A 25918-nucleotide genomic window follows, 5' to 3' on the forward strand; every position below is an offset into this window, starting at 1 on the left:
TGTGAGTGGGCGCCCGGTCGGTGTGCTTGACGCGTTGCGTCAAGGGAACGGACTATGCTCGTGGCGGCCTCACGATCGTCTCAAGGAGAGCATGATGAAAGCCTGGCGTGCACTGGTGATGCTGTCGTTTCTATTGTTGGGTGGCTGCCTGGTGACCTTCAAGGAGCCGATTCCGGCCAATGAAGTGGCACCGATCCCGCTGCTCGGCGTCTGGTCGCGTACCGATGAATGGGGCGAACTGCGCTACCTGGATATCAGCCGCTCGGGCTCCAATCTGTACAAGGCCGATACCTATATCGACAGCACCGACAATGTCGCCAGCCTGCAGAGCTACAGCTTTACCGTCGCTCACCATGGGCGACGCTGGTACCTGTCGGCCGGGGTGCCCAAGCGCATGGGCGCGAATTTCGCCATCGGCGGTTTCGAACTGACCCACGACAATGAGCTGGTACTGTTCAACCTCGATGTCGAACGCATTCTTCAGGCCATCGATAACGGTGAGCTGAAAGGCAGCAGCGTGGAGATGCCGCAGGGCGACGGCGTATTGGTCACCAGCGGGCTGGAGCAGGTGTTCGCCTACCTCAATGACCCGGCCAACTCCGATGTGTTTGTCGAGGTGGCGCGCTATCAGCGAACCGGCCCGTAAGAGCCTTTTTACGATCTGCTGCGCGTCGGCCCTGCGGCGTTAAAAACAAGGTCGGAATGCTCATTTACAGCTAGTAAACTCGAATGCGAGCCCAGTCCGCTTCCTTGCTTGTTTTTGCCTTGCATGGCTCTAGCTCGCGAGTTCGGAAACAGGCTCTGAGCGCCGGTTCGGCAACTTCAGTAATCCAGCGGAGATTTCCATGAACAGCCACACAGGACTCGACGGTTACCAACTGGTCGTGCGCGCGCTGTCCGATCGTATCGTCGAGGCGCAGACGCCGATCCGCGTGCTCGACGCGGTGAAGTGGGACGACTCCATTCGCCAGACCTTTCTCAAGCACAAGGGCAGGGAACTGCCCGCCATCGACCGCGCCTACTACGATAGCCGCCCGCTGGCATTCGACCCGGCGGCGAAGAAGCTGGAGTTCCAGAACATCGAGCGCGACGTCACCCGCCAACTCGGCCAGTTCAACCCGGTAGGGCAGATCATGCGGCGCATGTGCCGCGAATACCGAATGGTCATTCGCATGCTGGAGGCCCGTGGTACCTCCGATTTCGGGCTGATTTCCCAGGAACTGTACGGTGCCGCGTCCGACGCCTTCCACGCCGGCGACCCGACCCTGGCGGATCTGGGGCTGATGTTTTCCGGTTACCTGAACAACATCGACAGCCGCGGCGATCTCAAGGACGAGCCCAAGACCCTCAGCGCCAAGGACACTGTCGCGCTGCTGCAGAGCCGGCTGAACCTGGTGTTCGGCGAGAGTGACAGCACCATTCGCGTGTTCGAGTCCGACGGCATTCTTGCCGATGCCGCCGCGGGCGCCGATTACATCAAAATTCGCGCTGACGCCATGTTCAACGAGCGTGACGTCAAGGCGCTTGAGGTGCACGAAGGCCTGGTGCACGTGGCGACCACGCTCAACGGCCAGAACCAGCCGATCTGCACCTTTCTGGCCAAGGGCCCGCCCTCGTCGACGGTCACCCAGGAGGGCCTGGCCATTCTGATGGAAGTGATCGCCTTCGCGTCCTATCCCAGCCGCCTGCGCAAACTCACCAACCGCACCCGCGCGATCCATATGGCCGAGCAGGGCGCGGATTTCCTGCAGGTCTGCGATTTCTACCGGGAGCAGGGCTTCAGCCTGGAAGACAGCTACAGCAACGCCAGTCGCGCCTTCCGCGGATCGGCTCCGAACGGGCTGCCCTTCACCAAGGATCTGTCCTACCTGAAGGGTTTCATCATGATCTACAACTACATCCAGCTCGCCGTGCGCAAAGGCAAGCTGGAACAGATCCCTTTATTGTTCTGCGGCAAGACCACGCTCGAAGATATGCGTACGCTACGTCAACTGGTCGATGAGGGGCTGGTGAGTCCGCCCAAATACCTGCCGCAGCAGTTCCGTGATCTCAACTCGCTGTCGGCCTGGATGTGCTTCTCCAACTTCCTCAACCACCTGAGCCTGGATCGGATCGAAGCCGATTACGCCAATATCCTGTAGCAGCCACGAGCTGCAAGCGATAAGCGGGAAGCGAAGGGTGACGTACCGGGATGTTTATTCCTATTGCCTTATCAGGTTCGAACTGGCCGGCTATTGCCGGCGCCGGATTCAGGGTAGTCGCCTTCGTCCTGGGCTCTAAGCGTCGCGGCGTTGAGCACTGATAAGGCGGTTGTTTTATCTTTACAGGTGCTTTGCAATGATCAATATCCGGGTCATGACGATGAGCGATTACGATGCGGTTCTCGCGTTGATGAGCATCACCCCCGGCATCTCCTTGCGCGACGCCGACTCTCGCGAATCAACCGCCCGATACCTCGAGCGCAATCCGGGCATGAGCTTCGTCGCAGAAACCGACTCGGGTCTGTGCGGCTGCGTGATGTGTGGCCACGACGGTCGTCGCGGATATCTGCAGCATCTGCTGGTATTGCCCGAATACCGGCGCCAGGGCATCGCCAATATGCTGGTGCAACGCTGCCTGTCCAGCCTTGCAGCGCTGGGTATCGGCAAGTGCCATCTCGATGTGATCAAAACCAACGATGCCGCCGCCCGTTACTGGAAGAGTCAGGGCTGGCAGTTGCGTCAGGACATCGACCGCTATTCGTTCACCCGACCGGGCAACGAGAACGCGTAATGCAATCGCGGGTCATGACGCCATTTCGACGAGCCACTGCCTAAACCACGCTGCCGGGCCTGAGTCCACGCTTTATGCAGCTCAATCGAGAGACCCCATGAGTGACGTTCGCAACCCCATCCCCCTGATCCTTACCGCTATCGGCAGCATCTGTGCGACGGTGGCCGTGCTCGGCTACTACGGCTACCTGCATTTCGCCAAACCGGAGGATGCCTTGCTGCTGTCCGAATTCACCATGCTCAAGACCGTTCCTGGCGAGGACTACAAGGTGAGCCTGAAACCGGCCGATCAGGTTGCCCAATGCATCGACGGCGTCTTGGTGCTGTTCGACCTTCAGCAGAAGGGGCTCAGCGGTGTACTGGTGGACGACCGTAAACGGGCAGTGCGCTGTAACGATTGACGAGCCCAGAAGCAACAAGCCCCGTAAAACGGGGCTTGTTGGGTGGCGCATCTGCGTTCCCCGAGAGGAACGCAAATACGCCTGGGCAGGCCGGGGCCTTTAGTTGTTAGCGGATGAACGCGGAGCAACCGGCTTGTTGTCGTTGGAAATGGTCACTTCCACACGACGGTTCTGAGCGCGGCCGGCAGAGTCGGCGTTGCTGGCAACCGGGTATTCCTTGCCGTAACCCTGGGCAACGATGCGCTCCGGGCCTACGCCCTGACGTACCAGTGCGGCACGTACGGAGTTGGCGCGACGCTCGGACAGGCCCTGGTTGTACTCGGCGGAACCGGTGCTGTCGGTATAGCCTTCGACGATCACCTTGCGATCCGGGTTTTCCTGCAGGAACTGGGCGAGCTTGGTGATGTTGTGCATGCCACCAGGCTTGAGCTCGGAGCGGTTCAGATCGAACAGCACATCACCGAAGGTGACCAGTGTGCCGCGTTCGGTCTGCTTGGCGTTGAGGCTGTCCTGCAACTGCTTGATCTGCGCGTCACGCGCTTCCAGGCGAGCCTGGGCACGCTGGGCGCCAGTCTTTTCCAGGTTCTGCTCGGTAGTGCGCAGAGCGATGGTCTGGCGTGCGACTTCGATACGCTGGTTGGCCAGGTAGGAGAGTTGGTCGACTTTCTTCTCGTTTTCCTTCTCGCGGTAAGCGCGCTCGGCTTTCTCCAGGGCTTCACCAGCATCCTTGGTTTCCAGCGCTGCGACTTTCACCGATTGCGGGTCGGTCTGCAGAGAGGAGTAGCTGCTGCGTGCCTGTTCCAGGTTCACGTTAGGCTGGGTCGAGCAGGCAGCCAGGCCAACGCTCAGAGCCAGCAGGGCGGGAATCATCACTTGATTACGCATGGTCGTTCATCCTTTATTCAATTGGCGAAGTCTGTCGAGGCTGTTACTGACCCTGGGTCGGAGCCGTCTGGGTTCCACGCAGACCTTCCTGACGCAGCTCCTCGATACCTTGTTGAGCATCCTGCAGCGCCTTCTCGGCCTTGGCCGCCTGGGTTTTACGAACGGCAACGCGTGCGTCCCACTCGGCTTGTTCGGCCAGACGCTTGGCTTCTTCGTAGTTCTTCTCGACGACTTCCAACTCGGCCTGCTTCAACTTGTCCTGAGCCGATTTGGTTTCGACTGCGGCGAACTCGGTACCGCCGGAACTCACGGCTTCATTGACCGCAGACTTGGTCACAGCCAGTTGCTCACTGGGCGGGTTGCCTGCGCAACCGACGAGTAGCAAGCTGCTGCCGATGGCCAATGCCGCGACTTTCCAGCCGGCCAGTTGAGTACGAGCGTTTGAAGCGGTTTTAGTGGACATGGTGTGCAACTCCATTGGTAAATTCCTGGCAAACAGTCGGTTCCCACAATGGTCACCTGCCGTCCGGATACTCATGAGCGGTAGCTGCTGAGTAAGTTGTTCTCCGGCGACCAGCGGTCATCACGGCATAACCCTGTGAGTTGGCTGAGACAGGAAACGTTCAGCAAAAAAATGCGTCTTGCCAGGATCGCGTCGCCAGAAAAACGTCGAAAGCCACGCCGTCCGGTGCTTTGGCGGTATCTGAGTGGTTAGCGTGAACAGGCTATTGATTGCCAGGTTCATCCTTGTCGGGGCTCGTCTCCTGCAGGTAATGGCGTGCCAGTTCCAGAAAACGCGGGGTCGGGCCGATGTCCTCGTAGACCGGATTGCCTTCCTCGTCGGTGGCCACCACATGTGTGCCCTGCACGTACGGCAGGCTGGCTTCGAGGTCTTCCAGGGCTGCACCCAGCAGTTCGGCCAGCAACTCTTCCGGTCGCCGTTTGGGGTACATGTGGCTGAGCGCGGCCAGGCGCGCAGCCGACTCCACATCCAGGTACACCTGATAGGGCGTACTGACCAGGCGGCCGGTAGCGTTCTGTTCCCATTGCTGGACGAGTTCGCGGATCTTCATAGGTACCTCGAGGTGGGGCGGTTCTCTGTTACAGACCTGAGCCCTCTGTCTGCGTTCCAGTTGGTACGCGAAGGCGTCGTTCTGCAGCTTTGCTCGCAGACCTGCTTGTCAGGCGCTGCCAGGCTGGGCAATCTGAACGCTCACGCAGCGGCGCAAGGGCACTGGTATGACGCAAATCGACGCACGTCTACGCGAGGACGTTCACCAGCTTGGTGAGTTACTCGGCACCACTATCCGCGAGCAGTACGGCGATGCCTTCCTCGACAAGATCGAGCGCATCCGCAAGGGCGCCAAGGCGGCGCGCCAGGGCTCGGCGGACGGCGCCCGGCAGCTCAGCGATACCCTTGACCAACTGAACGACGACGAACTGCTGCCGGTGGCTCGTGCGTTCAACCAATTCCTCAATCTGGCTAATATCGCCGAGCAGTACCATCGCGTGCGTCGGCGAGAGGTGGGCGAGGAGCAGCCCTTCGAGAACCGCATACTGGATGAGTTGCTGCAGCGTCTGCGCGCTGGTGGCCATGACCGCGAAGCCTTGGCACGCCAGGTTGGTCGGCTGGATATCGAGCTGGTACTCACCGCTCACCCGACCGAAGTCGCGCGACGCACCCTGATTCAAAAATACGACGCCATTGCCGCGCAACTGGCGGAGCAGGATCACCGCGATCTCTCCGACGCCGAGCGCGAAGCTATCGCTATCCGCCTGCAGCGGCTGATCGCCGAGGCTTGGCATACCGAGGAAATCCGTCGCGTGCGGCCAACCCCGGTGGACGAGGCCAAGTGGGGCTTCGCGGTCATTGAAAACTCGCTGTGGTATGCGCTGCCGACGGTGCTACGCAAGGCCGACCAGGCGCTGCAGCGGGAAACCGGACTGCGTCTGCCGTTGGAAGCGGCACCGATCCGTTTTGCGTCGTGGATGGGCGGCGATCGTGACGGCAACCCCAACGTGACCGCCAAGGTGACCCGCGAAGTGCTGTTGTTGGCGCGCTGGATGGCAGCCGATCTGTATCTGCGCGACATCGACAGCCTGGCTGCCGAGCTGTCCATGCAGCAGGCCAGTGACGAATTGCGTTCGCGTGCCGGCGACAGCGCCGAGCCGTACCGCGCACTGCTCAAGCAGGTACGCGAGCGCCTGCGGGCGACACGCGCCTGGGCTCATGAATCGCTCGCCGGTTCGGTCAGCCCGCCGGCCGCCGTATTGCAGGACAACGCCGAACTCTATGAGCCGCTGCACCTTTGCTATCGCTCGCTGCACGAATGCGGCATGGGGGTTATCGCCGACGGGCCGTTGCTCGACTTTCTGCGCCGGGTCAGCACCTTTGGCTTGTTCCTGGTGCGTCTCGACGTGCGCCAGGATGCAGCTCGCCACGCTGCGGCGCTCGGTGAAATCACCGATTACCTGGGCCTTGGCCGTTACGAAGAGTGGGATGAAGAGCAGCGTCTGCACTTTCTGCAGAGCGAACTGAGCAGCCGTCGGCCACTGCTGCCTACCGACTTCCATCCCGCAGGCGAGACTGCCGAGGTGCTGGCGACCTGCCGTGAAGTGGCGGCTGCACCAGCGGCGTCCCTCGGCTCCTACGTCATTTCCATGGCCGGTGCCGCCTCCGATGTGCTCGCGGTGCAACTGCTGCTCAAGGAATCCGGGCTGCGCCGGCCGATGCGCGTGGTGCCATTGTTCGAGACCCTGGCGGATCTGGACAACGCGGCAATCGTCATCGAACGGCTGCTTGGGCTGCCGGGTTATCGTGCCAACCTGCATGGCCCTCAGGAAGTGATGATCGGCTACTCCGATTCCGCCAAGGACGCTGGCACCACGGCCGCAGCCTGGGCGCAGTACCGCGCTCAGGAAAGCCTGGTGGATATCTGCCGACAGCATCAGGTCGAGCTGCTGCTGTTCCATGGCCGCGGCGGCACCGTAGGGCGCGGCGGCGGCCCTGCTCACGAGGCGATTCTGTCGCAACCGCCGGGTTCGGTGAACGGGCGCTTCCGCACCACCGAGCAGGGCGAGATGATCCGCTTCAAATTCGGCATGCCGGACATCGCCGAGCAGAACCTCAACCTCTATCTCGCCGCCGTGCTGGAAGCCACCCTGCTGCCGCCACCCGCGCCAGAGCCGGCCTGGCGCGCGCAGATGGATCGGCTGTCGGCCGATGGCGTGGTGGCCTACCGGGGCGTGGTGCGCGAGCATCCGCAATTCGTCGAGTACTTCCGCCAGGCGACACCGGAGCAGGAGCTTGGTCGTCTGCCGCTGGGCAGTCGACCGGCCAAGCGGCGTGAGGGCGGTGTGGAAAGCCTGCGGGCGATCCCGTGGATTTTCGCCTGGACGCAGACGCGCCTGATGTTGCCGGCGTGGCTGGGCTGGGAAGCCGCCTTGAGCGGCGCTCTGGAGCGTGGTGAAGGTGAGCTGTTGCGAGATATGCGCGAGCACTGGCCGTTTTTCCGCACCCGCATCGACATGCTGGAAATGGTGCTGGCCAAGGCGGATGAGTCGATCGCCAGGCTGTACGACGAGCGCTTGGTCGACTCCGAACTGCATCCGTTGGGGGCGCACTTGCGCGACCTATTGTCGCAGGCTGGCGCTGTGGTTCTGGGTTTGACCGGGCAATCGCAGTTGCTTGTCCACAGCCCGGAGACCCTGGCGTTCATCACTGTGCGCAACACCTACCTGGATCCGTTGCATCTGCTGCAGGCCGAACTGCTGGCCCGCTTCCGGCAGCGTGAGCAGGAGGCGGGAAGTGCTCTGGAACAGGCGTTGCTGGTCAGCGTAGCCGGTATTGCGGCGGGTTTGCGCAATACGGGCTGAGGTGTTTGCGGGCTGTTCAGATGTATGGGGTAAGTATGCAGAAAATGTCGCAAACGGCAGCAAAAAAGCATACAAAAGCGGTGTTTTGAGAGGATATTGCTGATTTTGACATCGGCTGTCTGGCGGCTCCCTGAAACGATGGCAGCAAGCTGCGGGGCGTTGCCTGGAAATGAGGCCTTGGTCGCATTTGTCTGCGACTTTCGATGGCTTGTGCGGCATAGGGGTGCTGTGTATCTTGATCGACCTTCTGGCAGTTCGGCCTCTGGCTGGCCTGTCGAATTTTTTCGAGATTGGCCCCACGAGGCGAGTCCACCATCACTACCAAGAACTTGAGGAGCACATCGATGCGCGTGATTCTGTTGGGGGCGCCCGGTGCCGGCAAAGGTACTCAGGCTGGTTTCATCACCAAGAAATTCTCGATTCCACAGATCTCCACGGGTGACATGCTGCGTGCAGCGGTCAAGGCCGGCACCGAACTGGGCCTGGCCGCAAAAAGCGTGATGGATGCTGGCGGTCTGGTCTCCGATGAGCTGATCATCAATCTGGTCAAAGAGCGCATCGCTCAGCCCGATTGTGCCAATGGCTTTCTGTTCGACGGCTTCCCGCGCACCATTCCTCAGGCTCAGGCTCTCAAGGACGCCGGCGTACAAATCGACCACGTGGTCGAAATCGCCGTCGATGACGAAGAAATCGTCGGTCGCATCGCCGGTCGCCGTGTGCATCCGGGCTCTGGCCGCGTGTACCACACCGAGCACAATCCACCGAAGGTCGCCGGCAAGGACGACGAAACCGGTGAAGAGTTGATCCAGCGCGACGACGACAAGGAAGCTACCGTGCGTCATCGTCTGTCGGTCTACCATTCGCAGACCAAGCCGCTGGTGGATTTCTACCAGAAGCTTTCGGCCGCCGAAGGCACGCCGAAGTACAGCGCCGTCGCTGGTGTTGGCTCGGTCGAGCAGATCACCTCCAAGGTACTGGCGGCGCTCAGCTGAGCCATGCTTACCTGACATCAACGGCCCGCTTGCGGGCCGTTGTCGTTTTTGGGCATGTCGATGGCTTGGCGGGTTAAGCCAATGTCGTTCCTGGCCAGAGCCTTTCGAACATCAGGCCGCCACCTTTGGCATGCATCACTGTTCCAGGGTAAGCAGCGTAGGGCATCCGAGCTGCTCTCCTGGTTTCATCGACCGTCACTTACAGTTGAGGAAGGCGGCTTTACATCAACCACCCCCACAGAGTGCACTCCATGACCAAGAACAGAAGATTTGCCTGCTTGCCTATCGCCTTCGTGGCTTCGGCATTGAGCGCATCTGTCGCATTCGCCGACGGCGCCCCGGAAAAGAAGGGCGAGTGCTCGGTTGACCAATTCACCATGGCGCTGCGTTATCAGCAGCAATCAGCGGAAGTTCGGGCCTTGCAGATGCAGGCTTACAACATCGCCACCGAAAAGCTGGATGCAGCTGTGGCCGCGGCAGACGATCCTTCGAAACTGGCCATCGTCACCGACGTGGATGAAACGGTCATCGACAACTCCGCGCTGTTGGCACGTGACCTTGCCAATTGCCACACCTACGACGGCTGGGATACCTGGCTACCCTGGGAGCGTGATGGCAATCCCGTGCTGATTCCGGGCGCCAAGAAATTCCTCGAGCACGCCGACAGACTTGGCGTCACCATCCGCTATGTGTCGGATCGTTCGGAAGAGCAGAAGGACTACACTTTGAAAGCTCTGGAGAAGCTCGAGCTGCCTCAGGTCAGCGCAGAAAGCGTACTGCTGCTCGGGCCACCCAAGGTCGAGCGCCGGGCAATCGTCGCCAAGGATTACCGGATCGTGATGCTGCTGGGCGATACCCTGCACGATTTCGATGGGCGTTTCCGCAAGACACCGGTGGCGCAGCAGCGTGCGGGTGTCGAGGCAGAGGCCGAGAAGTGGGGCACCGAGTGGATCGTGTTCCCGAACGCCGGTTATGGCTCCTGGTCGGAAGAATCCCTGCAAGCCTGGGGCGCAAAGCCCGTGATCGAGAAATGGTGAGTTAGAAGTAGCGACAAGCTTCAGCTTCAAGCGGCAGGCGTATCGCGAAACGCGGATTACGCCTGCGGCTGGCTCAGGCTACGGAGCCCACACGGGGGTAATGCTGAACCAGGTTGCCGCCGTGCTGGAAAAAAGCGCCTCAAACCGTTTTAATGCCCGCCCGCTCAGCCACCTCTACAGATCGCCATGACCACTCTGCTGGCCCTCGATACCGCCACCGAAGCCTGTTCCGTCGCCCTGTTGCACGACGGCCGGGTGACGAGTCACTACGAGGTGATCCCGCGCCTGCACGCGCAGCGGCTGTTACCCATGATCAAGGCGCTGCTCGACGGGCAGGGCGTCGCGTTATCGGCGCTGGACGCCATCGCCTTCGGTCGTGGTCCCGGCGCCTTCACCGGCGTGCGCATCGCCATTGGCGTGGTGCAGGGCCTGGCGTTCGCCCTGGATCGCCCGGTGCTGCCGGTATCCAACCTGGCGGTGCTGGCGCAACGCTCCCTGCGTGAGCATGGCGCCAGTCAGGTCGCTGCGGCGATCGACGCGCGAATGGACGAGGTTTACTGGGGTTGTTACCGCGCCGAGCAGGGCGAGATGCGTCTTGTTGGTCGTGAGGCCGTGCTGGCACCCGAGCAAGCGCAACTGCCGACCGATGCCGCAGGCGAGTGGTTCGGTGCCGGCACCGGCTGGGGAACCTTCGCGCCGCGTATCGCCGCGCAGGTTTCTGCTCGGGATGACGGCCTGCTGCCCCACGCCGAAGACCTGCTCAGCCTCGCTCGTTTCGCCTGGGCGCGTGGTGAGGCGGTGGTTGCCGATCAGGCGCAGCCGATCTACTTGCGCGATCAGGTCGCTACGCCAAAGATGCCGCCGCCGGCCGGATTTTGAGACGCCGACAGGCGGCAGTATTTCGAGCCGTCCTTTTGTCGTCAACTTCTCGACATGCATTGCCAAGGGCGTGTGGTGCAGCTAAATTGCCAGCATTTCCGCACGCCTTTCTGCCGAGCCTCTCTTGATGCGTATCGACGGTAACATCGCGCCTTACTCACCGGATCGTGGCCCCCGCTCGGGGACTGCGGTCACGCCCTATCGTGAGGCGAACCGGGAAGAGGAAGTAAAGCGCGAGCAACCGGCATCTACGGCCGCTACTCAAGGCTTCGAGCAGACCCCGCAGATTCGTCGCGTGCAGCAGACCAATGCCAGCACCGACAACTTCCCCGTGCGCTCGCTGGATAGCACTTACCAGCCAGCCATGAGCAACCGTGCTGCCCAGGCCATTGCCAGTTACAGCAGTACCGAGGCCTATGCTCGTGACGTGGACGCCCAGCAGGTGCTGGGACTCGACCTGTACGCCTGATCGACTTCCGGTCTGCACCTCTCGCGCCACACAGGGCACAATAGCGGTCTTTGACTGATCAACGGCCTCTGATGCTTCCCTATTTCCTCGGTTGTCCTTCCTGGAGCGAAACCGCCTGGCGCGGCAGTTTCTACCCTGCGGATCTCAATCTGGCTGACAGCCTGGAGCACTACAGCCGTGTGTTCAGCGCGGTGGAAGGCAACACCACCTTTTATGCCAGGCCTTCGCAAGACACTGTTGCGCGCTGGGCGCAGCGCATGCCCGCGCATTTTCGGTTTTGCGCCAAGGTGCCCAGGGATATCAGCCACGAAGGTGATCTACGGGATCAGCTCGATAACACCCAGGCGTTTCTCGATCTGCTGGCGCCGCTGGGTGAGCGGGTGGCACCCTTGTGGTTGCAGCTTCCGGCGATGTTCGGGCCGTCGCGTTTGAGTGAGCTGGCGGTATGGCTGGATGAGTTCGTACATCGCCGACTGGCCGTGGAGGTGCGTCATCCGGCGTTCTTCGACAAGGGAGACGAGGAGCGCGCGCTCAACCGGCTGCTGCACGAGCGCGGTGTGGAGCGTATCTGCCTCGACTCCCGTGCGCTGTTCAGTTGCCGCTCCAGCGATCCGGCGGTGTTGCATGCGCAATCGAAGAAACCACGCTTGCCGATTCGTCCGGCAGCATTCAGCGATAGCCCCCAGGTACGCTTTATCGGCGGGCCGGATCTCGACGCCAATCAGCCATTTCTCGAGCCCTGGCTGGACAAGGTCGCCGCCTGGATCGAGCAGGGTCTGACGGCCTACGTATTCCTGCACACGCCGGACAACCACCTTGCCGCCGCCCAGGCGCTGCGCTTCCATCAATTGCTGAGCGAGAGGTTGCCGGGCTTGCCGCCGCTGCCTGAGTACACCGACAGCGAGCCCAGGGCCGAGCAGCTCGGCTTGCTCTAAACGGCTAGGCAATCAGGCAGCGACAAGGCGCAAGCAGCCTGTCGTAGGGTGGACGACGCTTGCCTACGCGGCCCGATCCTTCCACCAACCTGGCGATCGCAATGGTGGATGAAAAGAGCGTCAGCTACGCGCCCCGATCCACCCTACGGCGGCTATCGCCACTTTATTGCCTGTCAGGCCAGGCGCAGGTGGTTGTCCCATAGCCTCGTAGGTTGGATTAGCGAAGCGTAATCCGACATTTGGCCGGCACATCCGATACAAATTTCGAACGTCCGCCAACGCCACTTTGTTGCCGGTCAGGCCAAGCGCAGGTGGTTGTCCCATAGCCCTGCCGGGAGTTCCAGCGGCTGCATGGCGATGCGCTCGCTGCGGCAGTCATACAGGCGGCAGCGGCCAATGCCGGCGCTGACCACGAAGCCGTTTTCCACGGCGCCGACGCCGGCACAGTCGGGTAGGGCGGCGTCCAGGCGTACGGCGCCACTGTCCAGATCCCAGATGAACAGGCGATTGCCTCGAGGTGCGGTCATCGCCAGCAGGCGCAGGTCGCTGTGCACCGCCACGCTGGCGGTGTACTGGTTCATCATCTGGCGTTGCGCATCGGCCATCGGGAAGTGCTGGAATGGCTGACCGGGGCGCTTGATCGCCACCAGTGGCACCGCATCCATGGCGTCGCCCATGTACTGCTGGCCGCTGACGATGGTGCCGTCACTGGCCACGGCCAGGTGGCGCACGCTATTCATCTGTTCGGGCAACTGCTCCTTGCTGTGCAGGGTGCCGTCGCGGGCCATCAGTACCAGGCTGGCTTGCATGGCATTCAGGTTCATCTCCACCCGGCTTTCCGCCTCGGTGCGGATGCCGCCGTTGGCGACCACCAGGGTCTCGCCATCGGGCATCCACAGCACCTGATGGGGGCCGAGGCCATGGGTGGACAGCTCGTCGCGACGCAGCAGGCGCTCGCCTTCCAATCGATAGGCGCCGAGTACACCGCGACCTGGATCACGGGTGTCGTTCTCGGTGGCGTACAGCCACTCGCCATCCTTGTGGAACACCGCGTGGCCGTAGAAATGCCGATCTTTTTCGCTGCGCAGCGTCTGCAGCAGGCGGCCGTCACGGGTGTCGATCAGGTAGCTCTCGGTGCTCGGCCGGCGACCGACGAACAGCGCCATGGGCAAGCTGGGATGGGGCACCACATCATGGCAGCGCTCCGTGACTTGAGTGGCGAAGGCGCGCTCGCCATCCAGTCGGTAACCGACGGCGTAGTGTTTGCCGCCCTGGTCGTTACGAGCCGACAGCAACAGCGGCTGGCCGCCGGTGTGGCTCAACTTCCAGCTGCCCAGCGCGCCGGCCGCCAGAACCGCTGCACTCAGGCCGAGAAAGGCTCTGCGTTTGATGCTCATCGGTCAGTCCCCGTCGTTGGCATTGAAGCCCAGCTGGATGCCCAGTGCACGGGCCAGTTCGCCATCATGCAGGCGGTGCAATACGTTGAGGCTGTCGTAGAATTCGTTGAGGGCCTTGCTCCCGGCTTCATCGCCGAGCAGTTCGCCCAACGGGCGCTGCAGGCCGGTGAGCTTCTGCCGGGTATCGGCATAGGCTGCATCGATACGTTGCTTGAGGGTGTCCTGGTCGCTGCCGAGCAGGGCCTGGATGCCGTCCTTGTTCGCGCCCCGCCAGATTCGCTCGGCTCCGGCCAGGCTGGCACCGATGTTGGCCAGACTGGCCTGGCTGCGCCAGGCTTCGGCCTGATAGGGCTGCGGTAGCCCCTTGCTCTGTCGGCCCATCGGTGCGCCGAGCTTCTTCTTCAGGCTGTCGATGGCGGTGATCTGGGTACGCAGGATGTCGGAGATCGCCTCTCCGGCCTCGGCATAGCGCTCGTTGGGGAAGGTCTTGAACTGGCTGAGCGCGCCATCCTTGGCCTGCCACTGCTCCAGTACCGTATTGGCCAGAGCCTGCTGATGTTCGCCGATGGCGACCAGCAGTGGGCAGTAGCGAGCTTTCTGCTCACTATCCTGCAGGTCGATCTCCGGGTCGTAGATCAGGTATTCGTAAGCGGTGAGCCCCTGGACGACGACGCTGGATTTCTCCAGGTCGGCAGGGCTGAGCTGTGGCTTGCTTTTGACCAGTGCCTGCACCTGACGCGCCACCAGGTTTTTCTTGTCCGGCCAGAACTGCACCTGCCAGGTGCGATTGCCCTCGGCCAGTGGCCCGACCACCAGGGGTTGCAGACCTGCCCAGGCGCTCTGGGTGGTGAGAAAGGCCTGGCGCGCCGCCGATAGATCCTGGTCGCCGGCGCAGAACGCCTTGGAACTGGTGGCCAGGCCTGCATTGGCCTCCCTCCAGGTGCTGTGGGCCGGCAGCAGCACACCTTCGGCCAGCGCAGCGCTGACCGTGGCCTGAGGATCGGCGGGTGAGCAGGCGGCCAGGGTCATGCCCAGCAGGGCGATGGTCAGCGGAGAACGGATCATGCGCAGCTCCTTTACAGTGAGTTCAGAAAGGCCAGAAGCGCGGCGCGCTCCTCGCTGGAAAATGTCAGTACGTGGCGCTTGGCCGCTTCGCCTTCGCCGCCGTGCCAGGCAATGGCTTCGAGCAGGTTGCGTGCGCGGCCGTCATGCAGGAACTGGGTATGGCCGCTGACGTTTTCGGTCAGGCCAATGCCCCACAGCGGCGCGGTGCGCCATTGTCTGCCGCTGGCGCGGAATTCGCTGCGGCCATCGGCCAGGCCGTCGCCCATGTCGTGCAGCAACAGATCGGTATAGGGACGAATGGTCTGGTTGGCCAGTTCCGGCTCGGCGGCATCGGCGGCGGTGACGAACTGCGGTGTGTGGCAGCCCTGGCAGCCGGCGCGATGGAACAGGGTCTTGCCCGCCAGCACCTGGGCGTCGTCGGCCTTGCGGCGGGCCGGCACAGCGAGGTTACGGGTGTAGAACAACACCATGCTCATGATGTTATCGCTGACTTCCGGCTCGCCGCCGTGGGGCGCCTGGCGGCAGGCTGTCTGCGCATCGGTACACTGGTCGTGTGGCAGCAGGCTGCTGGTCAGGCCCATGTCATGGGCGAAGGCGTGAGCATTCTGCTGATTCAGGGTTGGCTGCCCGGCTTTCCAGCCGAAACGGCCAAGCACGGTCTTCTGCTGAGCGTCGTCCCATACCCAGTTGGGCTGCCCGGCGATGCCATCGCCATCACGATCCTCGGGATCGGCGTTGGCCAGAATGGCCGATTCCGGGATCGCCTCGAGCAGGCCGAGGCCGATCATCGGCGGCGCGACTCGCGCGGAGAACAGCGTATCGGGGTGCATCGGCCCGTAGCCGAGCTGGCTGATGTTCAACTGCGGTTTGCGCAACTCGAGGGTGTAGCCGTCATCGAACTGCACGCTATGGGTGCTGTACTCGACGCGCACCTTGCCCTCGGGGGGCACGCCCGGGTTGGCCATGTCCTGCAACTGGGCACCGTACTTCGGCTCGGGTAGCACGCCCTGGCGCTCGATGATCCACTCGTCCGCGCTGCCGGCGGGAATCGACAGGCGCACCAGCATCGACACGGCATTCACGCTGCCGGGTTCGGGCGGATGGCCACGGCCATCGCGGATATGGCAGTTCTGGCAGGCGTTGGTATTGAGCAGCGGGCCGAGGCCATCCCGTGCGGTGGTGGTGGAAGGTGCGATCACCCAGGGGTTGCGGAAGAAACTGTTGCCCACGCTGAAGTCCAGGCGACGTTCGGCCTTCAGGTTGGCGGAGGGCAGGGAGAAGGCGTTGTGGTCGCTGCGCGATACCGTGGCCGTACCGCCGGAGAGGGCTTCGCCGGGCTCGGCCTGGGTGAAGCGTGGCGACTGGTCGCAAGCCACCTGGGCGCCTGCCAGGATCAGGAGCAACAGCGGCAGCGGGCGACGGAGCGGCGCAAGCATCACAGGGGTTCGCGACAGAAAAATCAGGGCGGCAATATTAGCAGGCTAACTAGCTTTAAATAAGACAGATTTGCGTTAGGGTTCGTTGAAACCGCCCATGGCCGTGTACGTCGTAAGAGCAGGCGTCGCGATGCTACGGGCCGGTGTATTTGGATGAAGCGGCGGGGCCGCTCATACCGACTTCACGATGTGTTCGCGCAGCCACTGATGGGCCGGGTCGCGGTGGATACGTTCGTGCCAGAGCATGAGCATCTCGAAGCCTGGTACCTCCAGGGGAGGTTCGACCACTTGCAGCGCGGCGTTGTCGCGTACCAGCCGCGACGGCACCACCGCCACCAGATCGGTGCTGGCCAGCACCGCGCCGAGGAACAGGAAGTGCGGAACGGACAGGGCGACCCGTCGGCTCATGCCCCGTTCTGCCAGCTGCGTATCCGTTACCCCCTGAAAGCCGCCGCCGTCCGGCGACACGATCACCTGGTCGAGCTTGCAGAACTGCGCCAGTGTCGGCCGGCGCTGCAAGCGAGGATGTCCGGCGCGGCCGGCGAGTACGTAGCGCTCGCTGAACAGGAAGCGGTGGCGCAGGGACGCAGGCGCTTCGTCACGGGTACGCAACACCAGGTCGATCTCGCCCCGTTCGGCTTGCCCGGCGATGCGCGATGGCGGCATGTCCAGAACGGCCAGGCGGGTGCCGGGCGCTGCCGAACGCAAGCCGGACAACGCCGGCAGCAGGATGGTCGACTCGCTATAGTCGGACGCGGCTACGCGCCAGGTGTTGTCGGCCTTGGCCGGATCGAAGGGGCTGGACGGCGACACCGCCCGTTGCAGCGACTCCAGCGCCTGGCGCAGCGGTTCGCGCAACTCCTCCGCCCGTGCCGTTGGCCGCATTCCCCGTGGCCCGGGCAACAGCAACGGGTCGCCAAGGGCCTCGCGCAGCTTGGCCAGATGCACGCTGACCGATGGCTGGGACAGGTGCAGGCGCTCGGCTGCCCGGGTGACATTGTGCTCGGCGAGCAGGGCATCCAGGGTGACCAGCAGATTCAGGTCGAGACGCCTCAAGGAATTGTGCATGGCAATACCTGGAATACTGGAAATCAATTTCAACTATATCTCAGGGGGGCTTAGGGTGTGCCCATCTATTTACTGGAGCAGCGTGCCATGAATGTCCTTCTCGTCTATGCCCACCCCGAGCCTCGATCCTTGAACGGTTCGTTCAAGGACTTCGCCATCCGACGCCTGGAGGCTACCGGCAATACCGTGCAGGTGTCCGATCTGTACGCCATGCAGTGGAAGGCCATGCTGGACGCGAATGACAGCGGTACGCGGCACAGTGCTGCGCGCTTCGATCCGTCGCTGGATTTGCGGCGGGCACTGGAGAGCGGCACGCTGCGTGCCGACATCGCTGGCGAGCAGGAAAAGCTGCGCTGGGCGGATGCCGTCATCCTGCAATTCCCGCTGTGGTGGTTCTCGATGCCAGCCATCCTCAAGGGCTGGGTCGATCGTGTGTATACGGACGGCTTCGGCTTCGGCGTGGGCGAACACTCGGATACGCACTGGGGTGATCGCTATGGCGAAGGCGTACTGGCGGGCAAGCGCGCCATGCTGGTGGTGACGATCGGAGGTTGGGCGCCGCACTACGGGCCCCGCGGAATCAACGGCCCGATCGACGACATTCTGTTCCCGATCCAGCATGGCGTCCTCTTCTACCCGGGCTTCGAGGTACTGCCGCCCCATGTGATCTACCGAGCCAACCGGATCGACAAAGCCGGTTTTGCGCAGGCCTGCGCTGCGCTGGGAGAGCGCCTGGATGCACTCTGGACGACTGCGCCCCTGGCGTTCCGCAAGCAGAATGCCGGGGACTATCTCATTCCGGAACTGACGCTGCGGCCTGAGCTGGCGCCAGGACGATCCGGTTTCGAGGTTCATGTCGAGCGGGAACCACGCTGTTCTGGGCGTGAACCCGCCGAACAGGACGTCGTCAGCCTGGCGAAATGAAAAAAGCCGATGCGAATCGCTTCGCATCGGCCTGCTTTTACAGCGTGTCGCGCCGGATCAGAACTCGTGGTCGGCGGTGTCCGGATTGAGGTCGCTGATGCCCAGCTTGGCGGCCGCTTGCTCGATGGCGCCGGTCTGCTTGACCAGGGCAGCGATGGCATCGCGTACCAGTTGCTGGCCTTCGGCATTGTCGGCAGCGATCAGTTGGTCGAAGTGCTGACCGTTGTTGGCGCTGTCGACCAGGGCCTGCAGCTTGGCTTCGGTGGCCTCGAGGTCGGCCTTGAGGGTGCTGTCGGTTGCGGCGTCTGCCTTGGCCACCAGCTCGGACAGGCTCGGGCCGCTCAGGGGGCTGCCGTCGGCTTTCTTGTACTCGCCCAGGTAGACGTTGCGGATGCCCTTGCCATTGTAGAAGTGCGAGTTGTGGGTGTTGTCGCTGAAGCAGTCGTGCTCGTCTTCGGTGGAGTTGGCTTCCAGCGCGACCTTCATGCGCTCGCCTGCCAGCTCGCCGAGGGACAGGCTGCCCATGCCGAACAGGATCTTGCGCAGACCGTTTTCGGCGGACTCGCCTTCCAGGGTGGCGCGGTAGTTGTCGGCAACACCGGCTTTCCACTGGCCGGCCATTTCGTCGAGGTCGGCAACCAGCAGTTCGGTAGCGGCCTTCAGGTAGGCGCGGCGACGCTCGTTGTGGCCGCCAGTGGCGCCGTCGCCGACTAGGTAGTCGCTGGCCGGACGCTCGCCGGCACCCGGGCCGGTGCCGTTCAGATCCTGGCCCCAGAGGAGGAATTCGATGGCGTGGTAACCGGTGGCGACGTTGGCTTCGGAGCCGCCCAGTTCGTTCAGGCTGGCCAGCAGATCCGGGGTGATCTCGCTGACGTCGAGCTTGTCTTCGCCGACCTGGATCTCGGTGTTGGCGATGATGTTGGCGCTGGCGCCGGGGTTGCCCAGGGCGTGCTGGTAGTCTTCGGCGACATAGTCGATCAGGCCTTCGTCCAGCGGCCATGCGTTAACCTGGCCTTCCCAGTCGTCGACGATGGTGTTGCCGAAGCGGAACACTTCGCTCTGCATGTACGGCACGCGTGCGGCCAGCCAGGCTTCGCGTGCGGCTTTCAGGGTTTCGTCATTCGGTGTGGCGAGCAGGGCATCGATGGCGGTCTGCAGGGTCTTGGCGGTGCTGGCCGCATCGTCGAACACGGCGGAGGCGATGTCGGCGTAGTGCTTGACCACGGCTTTCGCTGCAGCTTCGTCGAAGGCACCGGCCGCTGCTGGAGCACTGCTGGTGCTGGCTTCTGGCGCCGGGGCGGCGGCTTGGTTGGCAGGCGCCTTGTCTTCGCCGCAACCGGCGAGGGCAATGGCGATGGCCAGCAGGCTGGCAGAAGCCAGGGGCATACGAATCATGACGAAATCCTTTGCGTGTTGATGGGGCGTACGTGGCGGTGCACGTTAACCGGCACATAATGCGAAAGATTTGCATTTTGCGCAAAGGGTCGTGTGACATATTTGGAAAAAGACAGCCGTACTACGCGCTTCCCGCCATACACGAACCATTGTCTGATCAGGCCGCATGGCCGCCTCCGTCGGGTTGCTCGGGAGCCGTCCAGCCCAGCTTGGCCAGCGTCCGATGAGCCTGCTGAATCAGGGGATCCGCTTGTGGGTGAAGGATTTCCAGTGCGCTCATGCCTCGATAATCGATGCTGGCGAGTGCCTGGCCAACGGCAGCGAAATCCACCGTGCCGTGACCGAGCGGGTCGTGGCGCCAGGCCTGGCGGGTAGTGTCCGACAGATGCAGGTGATCCAGGCGCGGTGCGCACAAGTGCAGCGCGGCGGCCAGATCCTCGCCGATGAAGTGCCCGTTGGCGACGTCGTAGCACAGTGTCAGGGCCGGGCTGTCGAAGTCGTCTGCCCAGGCGAGCATGTCCTCTGCTCGCGGCAACACGCCCATGGGGATGTTTTCCAGCAGCAGTTTCACGCCGTGTGCTTCGGCGTAAGGCAGCAGGGCTTCGAGGCTGCTGCGCAACCAGCCTTCTAGCTGCTCGCGTGGCGGGGCGTTGAGCGGGTTGTAGCGGCCGCTGACGGTGACGATGCCGGTTATGCCAAGGTGGTAGGCGATATCAATGAGCGAGCGTTTGAAGGCGATACTCATCGCGCGGATTTCTTCACGCGGGCTGGCCAGGTTGTGATCCAGGCTCTGCGCGGTCAGGGCGAAGATGTGCAGATCGTGGGTTTCCAGCAAGCGCCGTAGCCGGGACAGCTCGGCGGGCGTCATGCGTTCGGTGTCCAGGTGGGTTGGACTGACCATGACATCGAAGGTGCGGTAGCCCAGGCTGGCCAGACGCTGCAGTGAGTCCTCCATGGGGATGTGCCAGGTGTCGCTGATGGTGTTGATGGCAAGGGGAAAGTGACTCATGGTTACTCCAGCCGGGGGCTCGCACCCCCGTACCTTGGTTATTGTTGGATGCGCCGGGGAGCGAGGAAGAACAGTGCGACCAGGGCGACGAAGTACATCGCCGGGATCATGGTGAACAGTACGGTGTAGTTGTTGTTCGTCACGGTCAGTACATGGCCGACGATCTGCGTCATGAACATGCCGCCAACCGCTGCACACATGCCGCCGAAACCGAATACGGTGCTCATCATGTGTTTGGGCGTGTAGTCCATCACCAGGCTCCAGATATTGGCGTTCCAGGCCTGGTGCGCGCCGACGGCGAGGGCGATGGCCAGCACCGCGACCCACAGGCCGCTGGCGTTGGCGGCGAAGATCACGCTGATGATGGTGGTGGCGAACACCAGCATCGACAGCAGGCGTGCCTTGACCGCCGCCATGCCCCTGCCGATCAGCCAGGACGAGAGCACGCCGCCGCCGACGCTGCCGACATCGGCGGTCAGCCAGATGATGATCAGCGGAATGCCCAGTTGAGTGACGCTGATCCCCAGCTCGTACTGCTGGTTGAGGAACGGCGGCAGCCAGTACAGGTAGAACCAGAACACCGGGGCGGTCAGGGTGTAGCCGATGGCGAAGGCCCAGGTGCCGCGCATGGTAAGGATGCGGCTGAACGGCACGCGCACCGGCTCGGGTTCCGGGTCGCGCAGGATGTAGGCGCGCTCGCTGTCCTTGAGGCTCGGGTGGTCTTCTGGGTTGTAATACTTGAGCCCCCAGAACAGCAGCCACACGAAGCCCAGGGCAGCCATGCCCATGAAAGCCGCCTGCCAGCCCCACAGGTGCAGGATCAGCGGCAGCAGCATGGGCGTGAGCATGGCGCCGACATTGGTGCCGGCATTGAAGATGCCTGTGGCGATGCCGCGTTCGCCGGCCGGGAACCAGGTGCGGGTGGTTTTCACGCAGGCCGGGTAGTTGGCGGCTTCGGTGAGGCCGAGGACGAAACGGCAGATCATGAAGCCGAATGCCGAAGTGGCCAGGCCATGGGCACCGGTGGCCAGGCTCCAGAGCAGCACGGCGAGGAAGAACGCCTTCTTTACCCCGACCCGGTCGATGAAGCGCCCCTGCAGGACGAAGCCTACGGCATAGCCGACCTGGAACCAGAAGTTGATGTTGGCGTAGTCCATCGCCGTCCAGTTCATTTCCTTGGCCAGCACCGGTTGCATCACGCCCAGTGCGGCGCGGTCGATGTAGTTCAACGTGGTGGCGAAGAACACCAGGGCGAGCATGCCCCAGCGGGTCTTGCCAACGGCAAGGGCGCTGCGCATCTTGCTGGCCATGGAGGCATGCGGCGAGGCGGCTCGGAGCCGCTCGGTGTGTGTCTGATTCATGATCGATTACCCGTTCTTGTTGAAATTGTTGGCGAGCGGTTGTGCTGCTTCGGGGCAGGCAAGGTGTGAATGGATGGCTACATGGTGGGGCTCTCCAGGCAGGTGTCGGTGTTGGTGGCTGGCACCGGGGGGTGAGGGTGCGCACCGGACAGTGCCAGGCCGGCCAGATAGCCGAACGTCATGCCAGGCCCGAGAGTGATACCGCCACTGGGGTAGTGGCCGGCCATCACGCTGTTCATGTCGTTGCCCACGGCGAACAATCCGGCAATGGGCCGGTTGCCGGCATCCAGAACGCGTGCTTCGGCATCCGTGTGCAGGCCGGCAAAGGTGCCAAGGCTTCCGGCTACCAGTTTCACGGCGTATAGATGCCCGCGCAGCGCACGCAGGGATGGGTTGGGCTGTTGCAGGGGGTCACCCTGGGCCTTGTTGTAGGCCGAGCTGCCGCGCTGGAAGTCCGGGTCTTCACCCCGTACCGCGAAGCGGTTGAAGCGTGCCAGGGTGGTCTTGAGGCCGTTGGCGTCGATGCCGCAGTGACTGGCCAGATCCTCAGCATCGTTACCGCGCAGCAGATAGCCGCAGCGCTGGTAGTAACTATTACTGAACGGCAAGGGTTTGGCCCAGCCGATGCCATAGCGCCAACGGGCGCGTGCATCGGCAATTAGCCAGGCTTCGACCGGCTCGCCGGCAGGCGTCGCGGTGATCAGGGCATTCATGAAATCGTGGTAGCAATCGGCCTCGTTGGTGAAGCGGCGACCGTCACGGCGCACGGCGATGAAGCCGGGCTTGGCCCTGTCGATCAGGTGTGGGAAGTGGCCGATGCTGCCATCGCTGCGTGGCACCAGAGAGGTGGGTGCCCAGGCGCCGGCGTAGGGCAGGTTGGCGTCTACCCGAGCGCCAACGGTTTCACCCAGGCGCAAGCCATCGCCACTGTTTTCCGCAGGGGCGGCGCTATGGTGCTGGCTACCGTCTGGGGCATGGGCAATCAACTGGGCGATTCGTTGCCGATCATGGGGAAAGCCGCCGCACGCCAGTACCACACCGCGTCGTGCGTTGACCTGTAATTCGCCTTCCCTCTGATGCAGAACGGCACCGCTGACACGCCCGTTGCTGTACATCAGCCGTTGGGCGGGACTGCTGGTCAGCAGCCTTACCTTGCGGTCGAGGGCGCTACGCAGCAGGCGCGCGACCAGGGCATTGCCATTGACCAGGTGCTGACCGCGCCCGTACCGTAGACAATCACCCAAGTGACGCCACAGGCGGCTGGCAACGTGCATCGCAGCCTTGGGGGAACGGCGAGAATTGAAAAAGGCGTTCAGATCCGCACCACCAGCGATGCCCATGCCGAACAGGCTGACGATATCCAGTGGCGGGCGCAGGAGAGGCAGCCAGTTACCCAGCAGCCGCCCATCGAAGGCTTGTGCGCACAGTGAGCGGCCGCCCGAAGAGGCTCCGTCACCGGCATGCATGTCGGGCATGCGACTGCCGGAGTAGAACTGCACCGCAGTGCGGGTGTGTAAGAATTCGACCATCTCCGGGCCGCGGGCGAGAAATGCACGCTGGCGCTCGTCGAGATGAGTGGTGCCGAGTTGTGCCATCAGGTAGCGCTCGGGGGCGTCATCCGCTTCGCTAATGTCTTCGGCTCGTGCCAGCGGATTGCGCGGTATCCACAACCAGCCGCCAGACCAGGCGCTGGTGCCACCCAGTTGTGCAGCCTTTTCCGCCACCAGTACGTCCAGGCCGTGCTCGGCAGCGGTTACCGCTGCCGCCAGGCCGGAAGCGCCGGAGCCGATCACCAGTACGTCGCAGTCGAGCTGTCGCATGGCCTGTCTCTCATTGTTCTTGTGTTTTGGCCGAGCGAACCCGTACGACAGACCTGGGCCTGTCGTAGGCGTGGTTCGCTATCCGGTTTTCAGGCGCTCGGCAGCGTGCGCCCGGGTGGCATCACTGCAGTGGCGAGAAGCCGGTCGGGCGCAGGATTCGCGAGTCGAGCGTAACCACTGCATCCAGTTCCTTGTTCTTGCGTCCGAATGTTGCCCAGCGTGGGTCGGCGGCCATGGCGGCACGACGTCGCGCACGTTCGTCCAGGCTGTCGTAGGCCCAGATATGCACCACCTGGTTGGCCTCGCCGAACTCGGTGGTGAAGAAACCCACCAACTGCCCCAGGTGCTCGGTCTGTACCGCCAGTGCGTCGCTCTGGTACAGCGCCAGCCAGTCGGCCAGCTTGGTGGGCTTGAGGGTGTAGGTGCGCAGTTCGTAGTACATGTTCAGTTCTCCTGACGTTGCGAAACCACCGAGTGCAAGCGCTCGACGATGTGGGTGGCGGCGATATAGCCGAAGGTCAGTCCGGGGCCGAGGGTGATCCCCGGCCCCGGGTAGGTGCCGTCCATGATCGAGTTCATGTCGTTACCCACGGCGTACAGGCCGGGTATGGGGGTACCCGAGGTGTTCAACACGTTGGCATGGCTATCGGTAACCAGGCCGCGTGCCGAACCGAGGTCGCCGGTGTGGATGCGTATGGCGTAGAAGGGCGCACGTAACAGTGGCGCCAGGCAGGCGTTCGGTCGGTGTTGCGGATCGCCCATGTAGCGGTTGTAGCTGTTGCCACCCTTGCCGAATTCACGGTCGACGGCTGCGCGCGCATCGGTATTGAAGCGTTCGAGCGTCTGCTGCAGGGCCTGGGGATCCATTCCCAGGTCGCGTGCCAGTTGTGCGGCGCTGTCGGCCTTGTACAGGTAGCCCGCTTCGATCAGGGCACTGTTGTCCACCGGGCTCGGACGGGCCAGGCCCATGCCGTACTTGCTCATGGCCGTGGCATCACAGATCAGCCAGCAGACATGATTGCCGGTGGCGAACATGGTCTGTACGAAGTGGTGATAGGAGTCGGATTCGTTGACGAAGCGCTGCCCAGCCGCGTTCACCGCGATCACGCCGGGTTTGGCGCGGTCGGTGACCAGATGCGGGAAGCGCTCATGCTCGCCATTGGCGTGCACCACCTCGGAAACCGGTGCCCAGAAGAAGTTGGCGGCCAGTGCCTCGCCATTGGCCGCCGCTACCGCTTCGCCCAGGCGCAGACCATCGCCGCTGTTGGTGTCGGGCGACATGCTCAGGTGCGGTTGTTCGCTGGCAGGGCGGTAGGCTGCAGCCAGCGGAGCAGCGGCGAAACCGCCCATGGCACAGACCACGCCACCGCGTGCACGAACCTCTTCGATTGCATCCGCATGTTTGATCCGTGCCCCGAGCACTGCCCCATTTTCGACGATCAGCGACTGCGCTTCGCTTTCCAGCCATAGCGTGACGCCGTTGGCGAAGGCCGTGGTGGCGAGCCGTGCGATCAGGGCGTTGCCAGTGGTCAGGCGCGTACCGCGTGGATGCTGGAGGCGATCCCGGGCATAGCGGGCCATCAGTTTCAAGCAGTGCCAGAGCGACTTCGGTGAACGGCGGAAGCTCAAAAAGTGCTGAATATCGACGCGGTTGACCATCATCGCGCCGAACAGCAGCATGCCGGCTGGCGGCATTTTCAGGTGTTTGAACTGCTCGCCTAGCTCGCTGCCATCGTATTCGAGCACTTCCAGGGCACGGCCACGCTCGGTGCCGCCCGGAGCGTCCGGGTAGTAGTCCGGCGAGAGTGGGCGCAGGCTGTATTTCAGCTGCGAGTGCTTCTCCAGCCAGCGCAAGGCCTCATGTCCGCGTTCGATGAAGGTGTCCACCAGCGTTGCCTGGTAGCCACGGCCGATGACGCTCTGCAGATAACTGCGCATGGCCTCGGGACTGTCGTCGACGCCGGCCTCTCTGGCCTGGTCGGTACCGTGGATCCAGACCGCGCCACCGGAGATAGCCGAGGTACCGCCGAAGTGTTGCGCTTTCTCCACCAGCAGAACCTTGAGGCCTTTGCCGGAGGCGGTCACGGCCGCGGCAAAACCCGCGGCACCACTGCCGAGTACGATCAGGTCATAGTCGCTGGTGGGGTTCACCGGTTGTGTTGTAGCGGGTATCCGCGTCGCTATGTTCACGACAAGCT

General features: G+C 63.0%; 24 protein-coding genes. 11 read left to right on the forward strand and 13 right to left on the reverse strand.

The features are described 5' to 3' along the window. The first annotated feature begins 94 nt into the window (after window positions 1-94). The 4 genes from DNK06_RS09985 to DNK06_RS10000 all read left to right on the forward strand — a co-directional run bounded on the left by DNK06_RS09985 (window position 95) and on the right by DNK06_RS10000 (window position 3172). The gene (locus tag DNK06_RS09985; RefSeq protein ID WP_131179879.1) at window positions 95-646 is read left to right on the forward strand and encodes a hypothetical protein; all 552 of its coding nucleotides are present in this window, start codon (window positions 95-97) and stop codon (window positions 644-646) included. A gap of 199 nt (window positions 647-845) precedes the next feature. After that, complete coding sequence (locus DNK06_RS09990) at window positions 846-2141, forward strand: flavohemoglobin expression-modulating QEGLA motif protein (RefSeq protein WP_131179880.1); 1296 nt, start codon at window positions 846-848, stop codon at window positions 2139-2141. Window positions 2142-2337: 196 nt separating this feature from the next. Further along, window positions 2338-2772 (forward strand): GNAT family N-acetyltransferase, encoded by a 435-nt coding sequence (locus tag DNK06_RS09995; protein ID WP_131179881.1) that lies wholly within the window; start codon window positions 2338-2340, stop codon window positions 2770-2772. A gap of 97 nt (window positions 2773-2869) precedes the next feature. Next, on the forward strand, window positions 2870-3172 hold the full coding sequence (locus DNK06_RS10000) for a PA3694 family proteiin (protein ID WP_131179882.1): 303 nt from the start codon (window positions 2870-2872) through the stop codon (window positions 3170-3172). A gap of 99 nt (window positions 3173-3271) precedes the next feature. Here DNK06_RS10000 and lptF read toward each other — a convergent pair whose 3' ends face one another. The 3 genes from lptF to DNK06_RS10015 form a co-directional block, all read right to left on the reverse strand. Further along, entirely contained in the window at window positions 3272-4057 is a 786-nt protein-coding gene (gene lptF / locus DNK06_RS10005) for a lipotoxin F family OmpA-related lipoprotein LptF (RefSeq protein ID WP_131179883.1), read from the reverse strand. Window positions 4058-4100: 43 nt separating this feature from the next. Then, window positions 4101-4535 carry a DUF4398 domain-containing protein gene (locus tag DNK06_RS10010; protein WP_131179884.1) on the reverse strand — a complete coding sequence of 145 codons (435 nt, stop codon included), beginning with the start codon at window positions 4533-4535 and terminating at the stop codon, window positions 4101-4103. A gap of 247 nt (window positions 4536-4782) precedes the next feature. Next, the gene (locus DNK06_RS10015) at window positions 4783-5130 is read right to left on the reverse strand and encodes a pilin assembly protein (RefSeq protein ID WP_131179885.1); all 348 of its coding nucleotides are present in this window, start codon (window positions 5128-5130) and stop codon (window positions 4783-4785) included. A 166-nt stretch (window positions 5131-5296) separates the two neighbouring features. On the opposite strand from DNK06_RS10015, the gene ppc reads away from it, so the two are divergent. The 6 genes from ppc (at window position 5297) to DNK06_RS10045 (ending at window position 12245) form a co-directional block, all read left to right on the forward strand. After that, the gene (ppc, locus tag DNK06_RS10020; RefSeq protein WP_131179886.1) at window positions 5297-7933 is read left to right on the forward strand and encodes a phosphoenolpyruvate carboxylase; all 2637 of its coding nucleotides are present in this window, start codon (window positions 5297-5299) and stop codon (window positions 7931-7933) included. 344 nt (window positions 7934-8277) lie between these two features. Then, on the forward strand, window positions 8278-8925 hold the full coding sequence (adk, locus tag DNK06_RS10025) for an adenylate kinase (RefSeq protein ID WP_131179887.1): 648 nt from the start codon (window positions 8278-8280) through the stop codon (window positions 8923-8925). A 251-nt stretch (window positions 8926-9176) separates the two neighbouring features. Further along, a complete protein-coding gene (locus DNK06_RS10030; protein WP_131179888.1) occupies window positions 9177-9962 on the forward strand; it encodes a 5'-nucleotidase, lipoprotein e(P4) family in 786 nt (261 codons plus the stop codon). A gap of 186 nt (window positions 9963-10148) precedes the next feature. Beyond that, window positions 10149-10841 (forward strand): tRNA (adenosine(37)-N6)-threonylcarbamoyltransferase complex dimerization subunit type 1 TsaB, encoded by a 693-nt coding sequence (tsaB, locus tag DNK06_RS10035; RefSeq protein WP_131179889.1) that lies wholly within the window; start codon window positions 10149-10151, stop codon window positions 10839-10841. Window positions 10842-10968: 127 nt separating this feature from the next. Then, on the forward strand, window positions 10969-11310 hold the full coding sequence (locus DNK06_RS10040) for a hypothetical protein (RefSeq protein ID WP_131179890.1): 342 nt from the start codon (window positions 10969-10971) through the stop codon (window positions 11308-11310). A 71-nt stretch (window positions 11311-11381) separates the two neighbouring features. Then, window positions 11382-12245: a DUF72 domain-containing protein gene (locus tag DNK06_RS10045; protein ID WP_131179891.1), complete on the forward strand. Its 864-nt coding sequence runs from the start codon at window positions 11382-11384 to the stop codon at window positions 12243-12245. Window positions 12246-12541: 296 nt separating this feature from the next. Here DNK06_RS10045 and DNK06_RS10050 read toward each other — a convergent pair whose 3' ends face one another. The 4 genes from DNK06_RS10050 to DNK06_RS10065 form a co-directional block, all read right to left on the reverse strand. Then, window positions 12542-13636 (reverse strand): DUF1513 domain-containing protein, encoded by a 1095-nt coding sequence (locus tag DNK06_RS10050; RefSeq protein ID WP_131179915.1) that lies wholly within the window; start codon window positions 13634-13636, stop codon window positions 12542-12544. Between the two features lie 9 nt (window positions 13637-13645). Then, window positions 13646-14707: an imelysin family protein gene (locus DNK06_RS10055; protein ID WP_131179892.1), complete on the reverse strand. Its 1062-nt coding sequence runs from the start codon at window positions 14705-14707 to the stop codon at window positions 13646-13648. Between the two features lie 11 nt (window positions 14708-14718). Further along, entirely contained in the window at window positions 14719-16143 is a 1425-nt protein-coding gene (locus DNK06_RS10060) for a di-heme oxidoreductase family protein (protein WP_131179893.1), read from the reverse strand. Window positions 16144-16314: 171 nt separating this feature from the next. Continuing rightward, complete coding sequence (locus DNK06_RS10065) at window positions 16315-17211, reverse strand: LysR family transcriptional regulator (RefSeq protein WP_131179894.1); 897 nt, start codon at window positions 17209-17211, stop codon at window positions 16315-16317. A gap of 87 nt (window positions 17212-17298) precedes the next feature. On the opposite strand from DNK06_RS10065, the gene DNK06_RS10070 reads away from it, so the two are divergent. Then, window positions 17299-18135, forward strand: a complete 837-nt coding sequence (locus DNK06_RS10070; RefSeq protein WP_207389992.1) for an NAD(P)H-dependent oxidoreductase — start codon at window positions 17299-17301, stop codon at window positions 18133-18135. 57 nt (window positions 18136-18192) lie between these two features. On the opposite strand, the gene DNK06_RS10075 is transcribed toward DNK06_RS10070, so the two are convergent. From DNK06_RS10075 to DNK06_RS10100, 6 genes are all read right to left on the reverse strand, one after another. Further along, a complete protein-coding gene (locus DNK06_RS10075) occupies window positions 18193-19530 on the reverse strand; it encodes an imelysin family protein (RefSeq protein ID WP_131179895.1) in 1338 nt (445 codons plus the stop codon). Window positions 19531-19687: 157 nt separating this feature from the next. After that, a complete protein-coding gene (locus tag DNK06_RS10080) occupies window positions 19688-20539 on the reverse strand; it encodes a sugar phosphate isomerase/epimerase family protein (RefSeq protein WP_131179896.1) in 852 nt (283 codons plus the stop codon). Window positions 20540-20577: 38 nt separating this feature from the next. After that, a complete protein-coding gene (locus DNK06_RS10085; protein ID WP_165493642.1) occupies window positions 20578-21900 on the reverse strand; it encodes an MFS transporter in 1323 nt (440 codons plus the stop codon). 77 nt (window positions 21901-21977) lie between these two features. Further along, window positions 21978-23720: an FAD-dependent oxidoreductase gene (locus tag DNK06_RS10090; protein WP_131179897.1), complete on the reverse strand. Its 1743-nt coding sequence runs from the start codon at window positions 23718-23720 to the stop codon at window positions 21978-21980. A gap of 121 nt (window positions 23721-23841) precedes the next feature. Beyond that, window positions 23842-24162 (reverse strand): NIPSNAP family protein, encoded by a 321-nt coding sequence (locus tag DNK06_RS10095; RefSeq protein WP_131179898.1) that lies wholly within the window; start codon window positions 24160-24162, stop codon window positions 23842-23844. 2 nt (window positions 24163-24164) lie between these two features. Continuing rightward, on the reverse strand, window positions 24165-25910 hold the full coding sequence (locus DNK06_RS10100) for an FAD-dependent oxidoreductase (protein ID WP_278248835.1): 1746 nt from the start codon (window positions 25908-25910) through the stop codon (window positions 24165-24167). Window positions 25911-25918: the final 8 nt, after the last annotated feature.

Origin of the sequence: Phytopseudomonas daroniae (genome assembly GCF_004327285.1) — a bacterium.
In the GTDB taxonomy this organism is placed as follows: Bacteria; Pseudomonadota; Gammaproteobacteria; order Pseudomonadales; family Pseudomonadaceae; genus Aquipseudomonas; species Aquipseudomonas daroniae.

Excerpts from the sequence above, each read along its gene's own strand:
- DNK06_RS09985 (WP_131179879.1), top strand. The coding sequence starts at position 95 with ATGAAAGCCTGGCGTGCACTGGTGATGCTGTCGTTTCTATTGTTGGGT.
- DNK06_RS09990 (WP_131179880.1), top strand. The coding sequence starts at position 846 with ATGAACAGCCACACAGGACTCGACGGTTACCAACTGGTCGTGCGCGCG.
- DNK06_RS09995 (WP_131179881.1), top strand. The coding sequence starts at position 2,338 with ATGATCAATATCCGGGTCATGACGATGAGCGATTACGATGCGGTTCTC.
- DNK06_RS10000 (WP_131179882.1), top strand. The coding sequence starts at position 2,870 with ATGAGTGACGTTCGCAACCCCATCCCCCTGATCCTTACCGCTATCGGC.
- lptF (WP_131179883.1), bottom strand. The coding sequence starts at position 4,057 with ATGCGTAATCAAGTGATGATTCCCGCCCTGCTGGCTCTGAGCGTTGGC.
- DNK06_RS10010 (WP_131179884.1), bottom strand. The coding sequence starts at position 4,535 with ATGGAGTTGCACACCATGTCCACTAAAACCGCTTCAAACGCTCGTACT.
- DNK06_RS10015 (WP_131179885.1), bottom strand. The coding sequence starts at position 5,130 with ATGAAGATCCGCGAACTCGTCCAGCAATGGGAACAGAACGCTACCGGC.
- ppc (WP_131179886.1), top strand. The coding sequence starts at position 5,297 with ATGACGCAAATCGACGCACGTCTACGCGAGGACGTTCACCAGCTTGGT.
- adk (WP_131179887.1), top strand. The coding sequence starts at position 8,278 with ATGCGCGTGATTCTGTTGGGGGCGCCCGGTGCCGGCAAAGGTACTCAG.
- DNK06_RS10030 (WP_131179888.1), top strand. The coding sequence starts at position 9,177 with ATGACCAAGAACAGAAGATTTGCCTGCTTGCCTATCGCCTTCGTGGCT.
- tsaB (WP_131179889.1), top strand. The coding sequence starts at position 10,149 with ATGACCACTCTGCTGGCCCTCGATACCGCCACCGAAGCCTGTTCCGTC.
- DNK06_RS10040 (WP_131179890.1), top strand. The coding sequence starts at position 10,969 with ATGCGTATCGACGGTAACATCGCGCCTTACTCACCGGATCGTGGCCCC.
- DNK06_RS10045 (WP_131179891.1), top strand. The coding sequence starts at position 11,382 with ATGCTTCCCTATTTCCTCGGTTGTCCTTCCTGGAGCGAAACCGCCTGG.
- DNK06_RS10055 (WP_131179892.1), bottom strand. The coding sequence starts at position 14,707 with ATGATCCGTTCTCCGCTGACCATCGCCCTGCTGGGCATGACCCTGGCC.
- DNK06_RS10060 (WP_131179893.1), bottom strand. The coding sequence starts at position 16,143 with ATGCTTGCGCCGCTCCGTCGCCCGCTGCCGCTGTTGCTCCTGATCCTG.
- DNK06_RS10065 (WP_131179894.1), bottom strand. The coding sequence starts at position 17,211 with ATGCACAATTCCTTGAGGCGTCTCGACCTGAATCTGCTGGTCACCCTG.
- DNK06_RS10070 (WP_207389992.1), top strand. The coding sequence starts at position 17,299 with ATGAATGTCCTTCTCGTCTATGCCCACCCCGAGCCTCGATCCTTGAAC.
- DNK06_RS10075 (WP_131179895.1), bottom strand. The coding sequence starts at position 19,530 with ATGATTCGTATGCCCCTGGCTTCTGCCAGCCTGCTGGCCATCGCCATT.
- DNK06_RS10080 (WP_131179896.1), bottom strand. The coding sequence starts at position 20,539 with ATGAGTCACTTTCCCCTTGCCATCAACACCATCAGCGACACCTGGCAC.
- DNK06_RS10085 (WP_165493642.1), bottom strand. The coding sequence starts at position 21,900 with ATGAATCAGACACACACCGAGCGGCTCCGAGCCGCCTCGCCGCATGCC.
- DNK06_RS10090 (WP_131179897.1), bottom strand. The coding sequence starts at position 23,720 with ATGCGACAGCTCGACTGCGACGTACTGGTGATCGGCTCCGGCGCTTCC.
- DNK06_RS10095 (WP_131179898.1), bottom strand. The coding sequence starts at position 24,162 with ATGTACTACGAACTGCGCACCTACACCCTCAAGCCCACCAAGCTGGCC.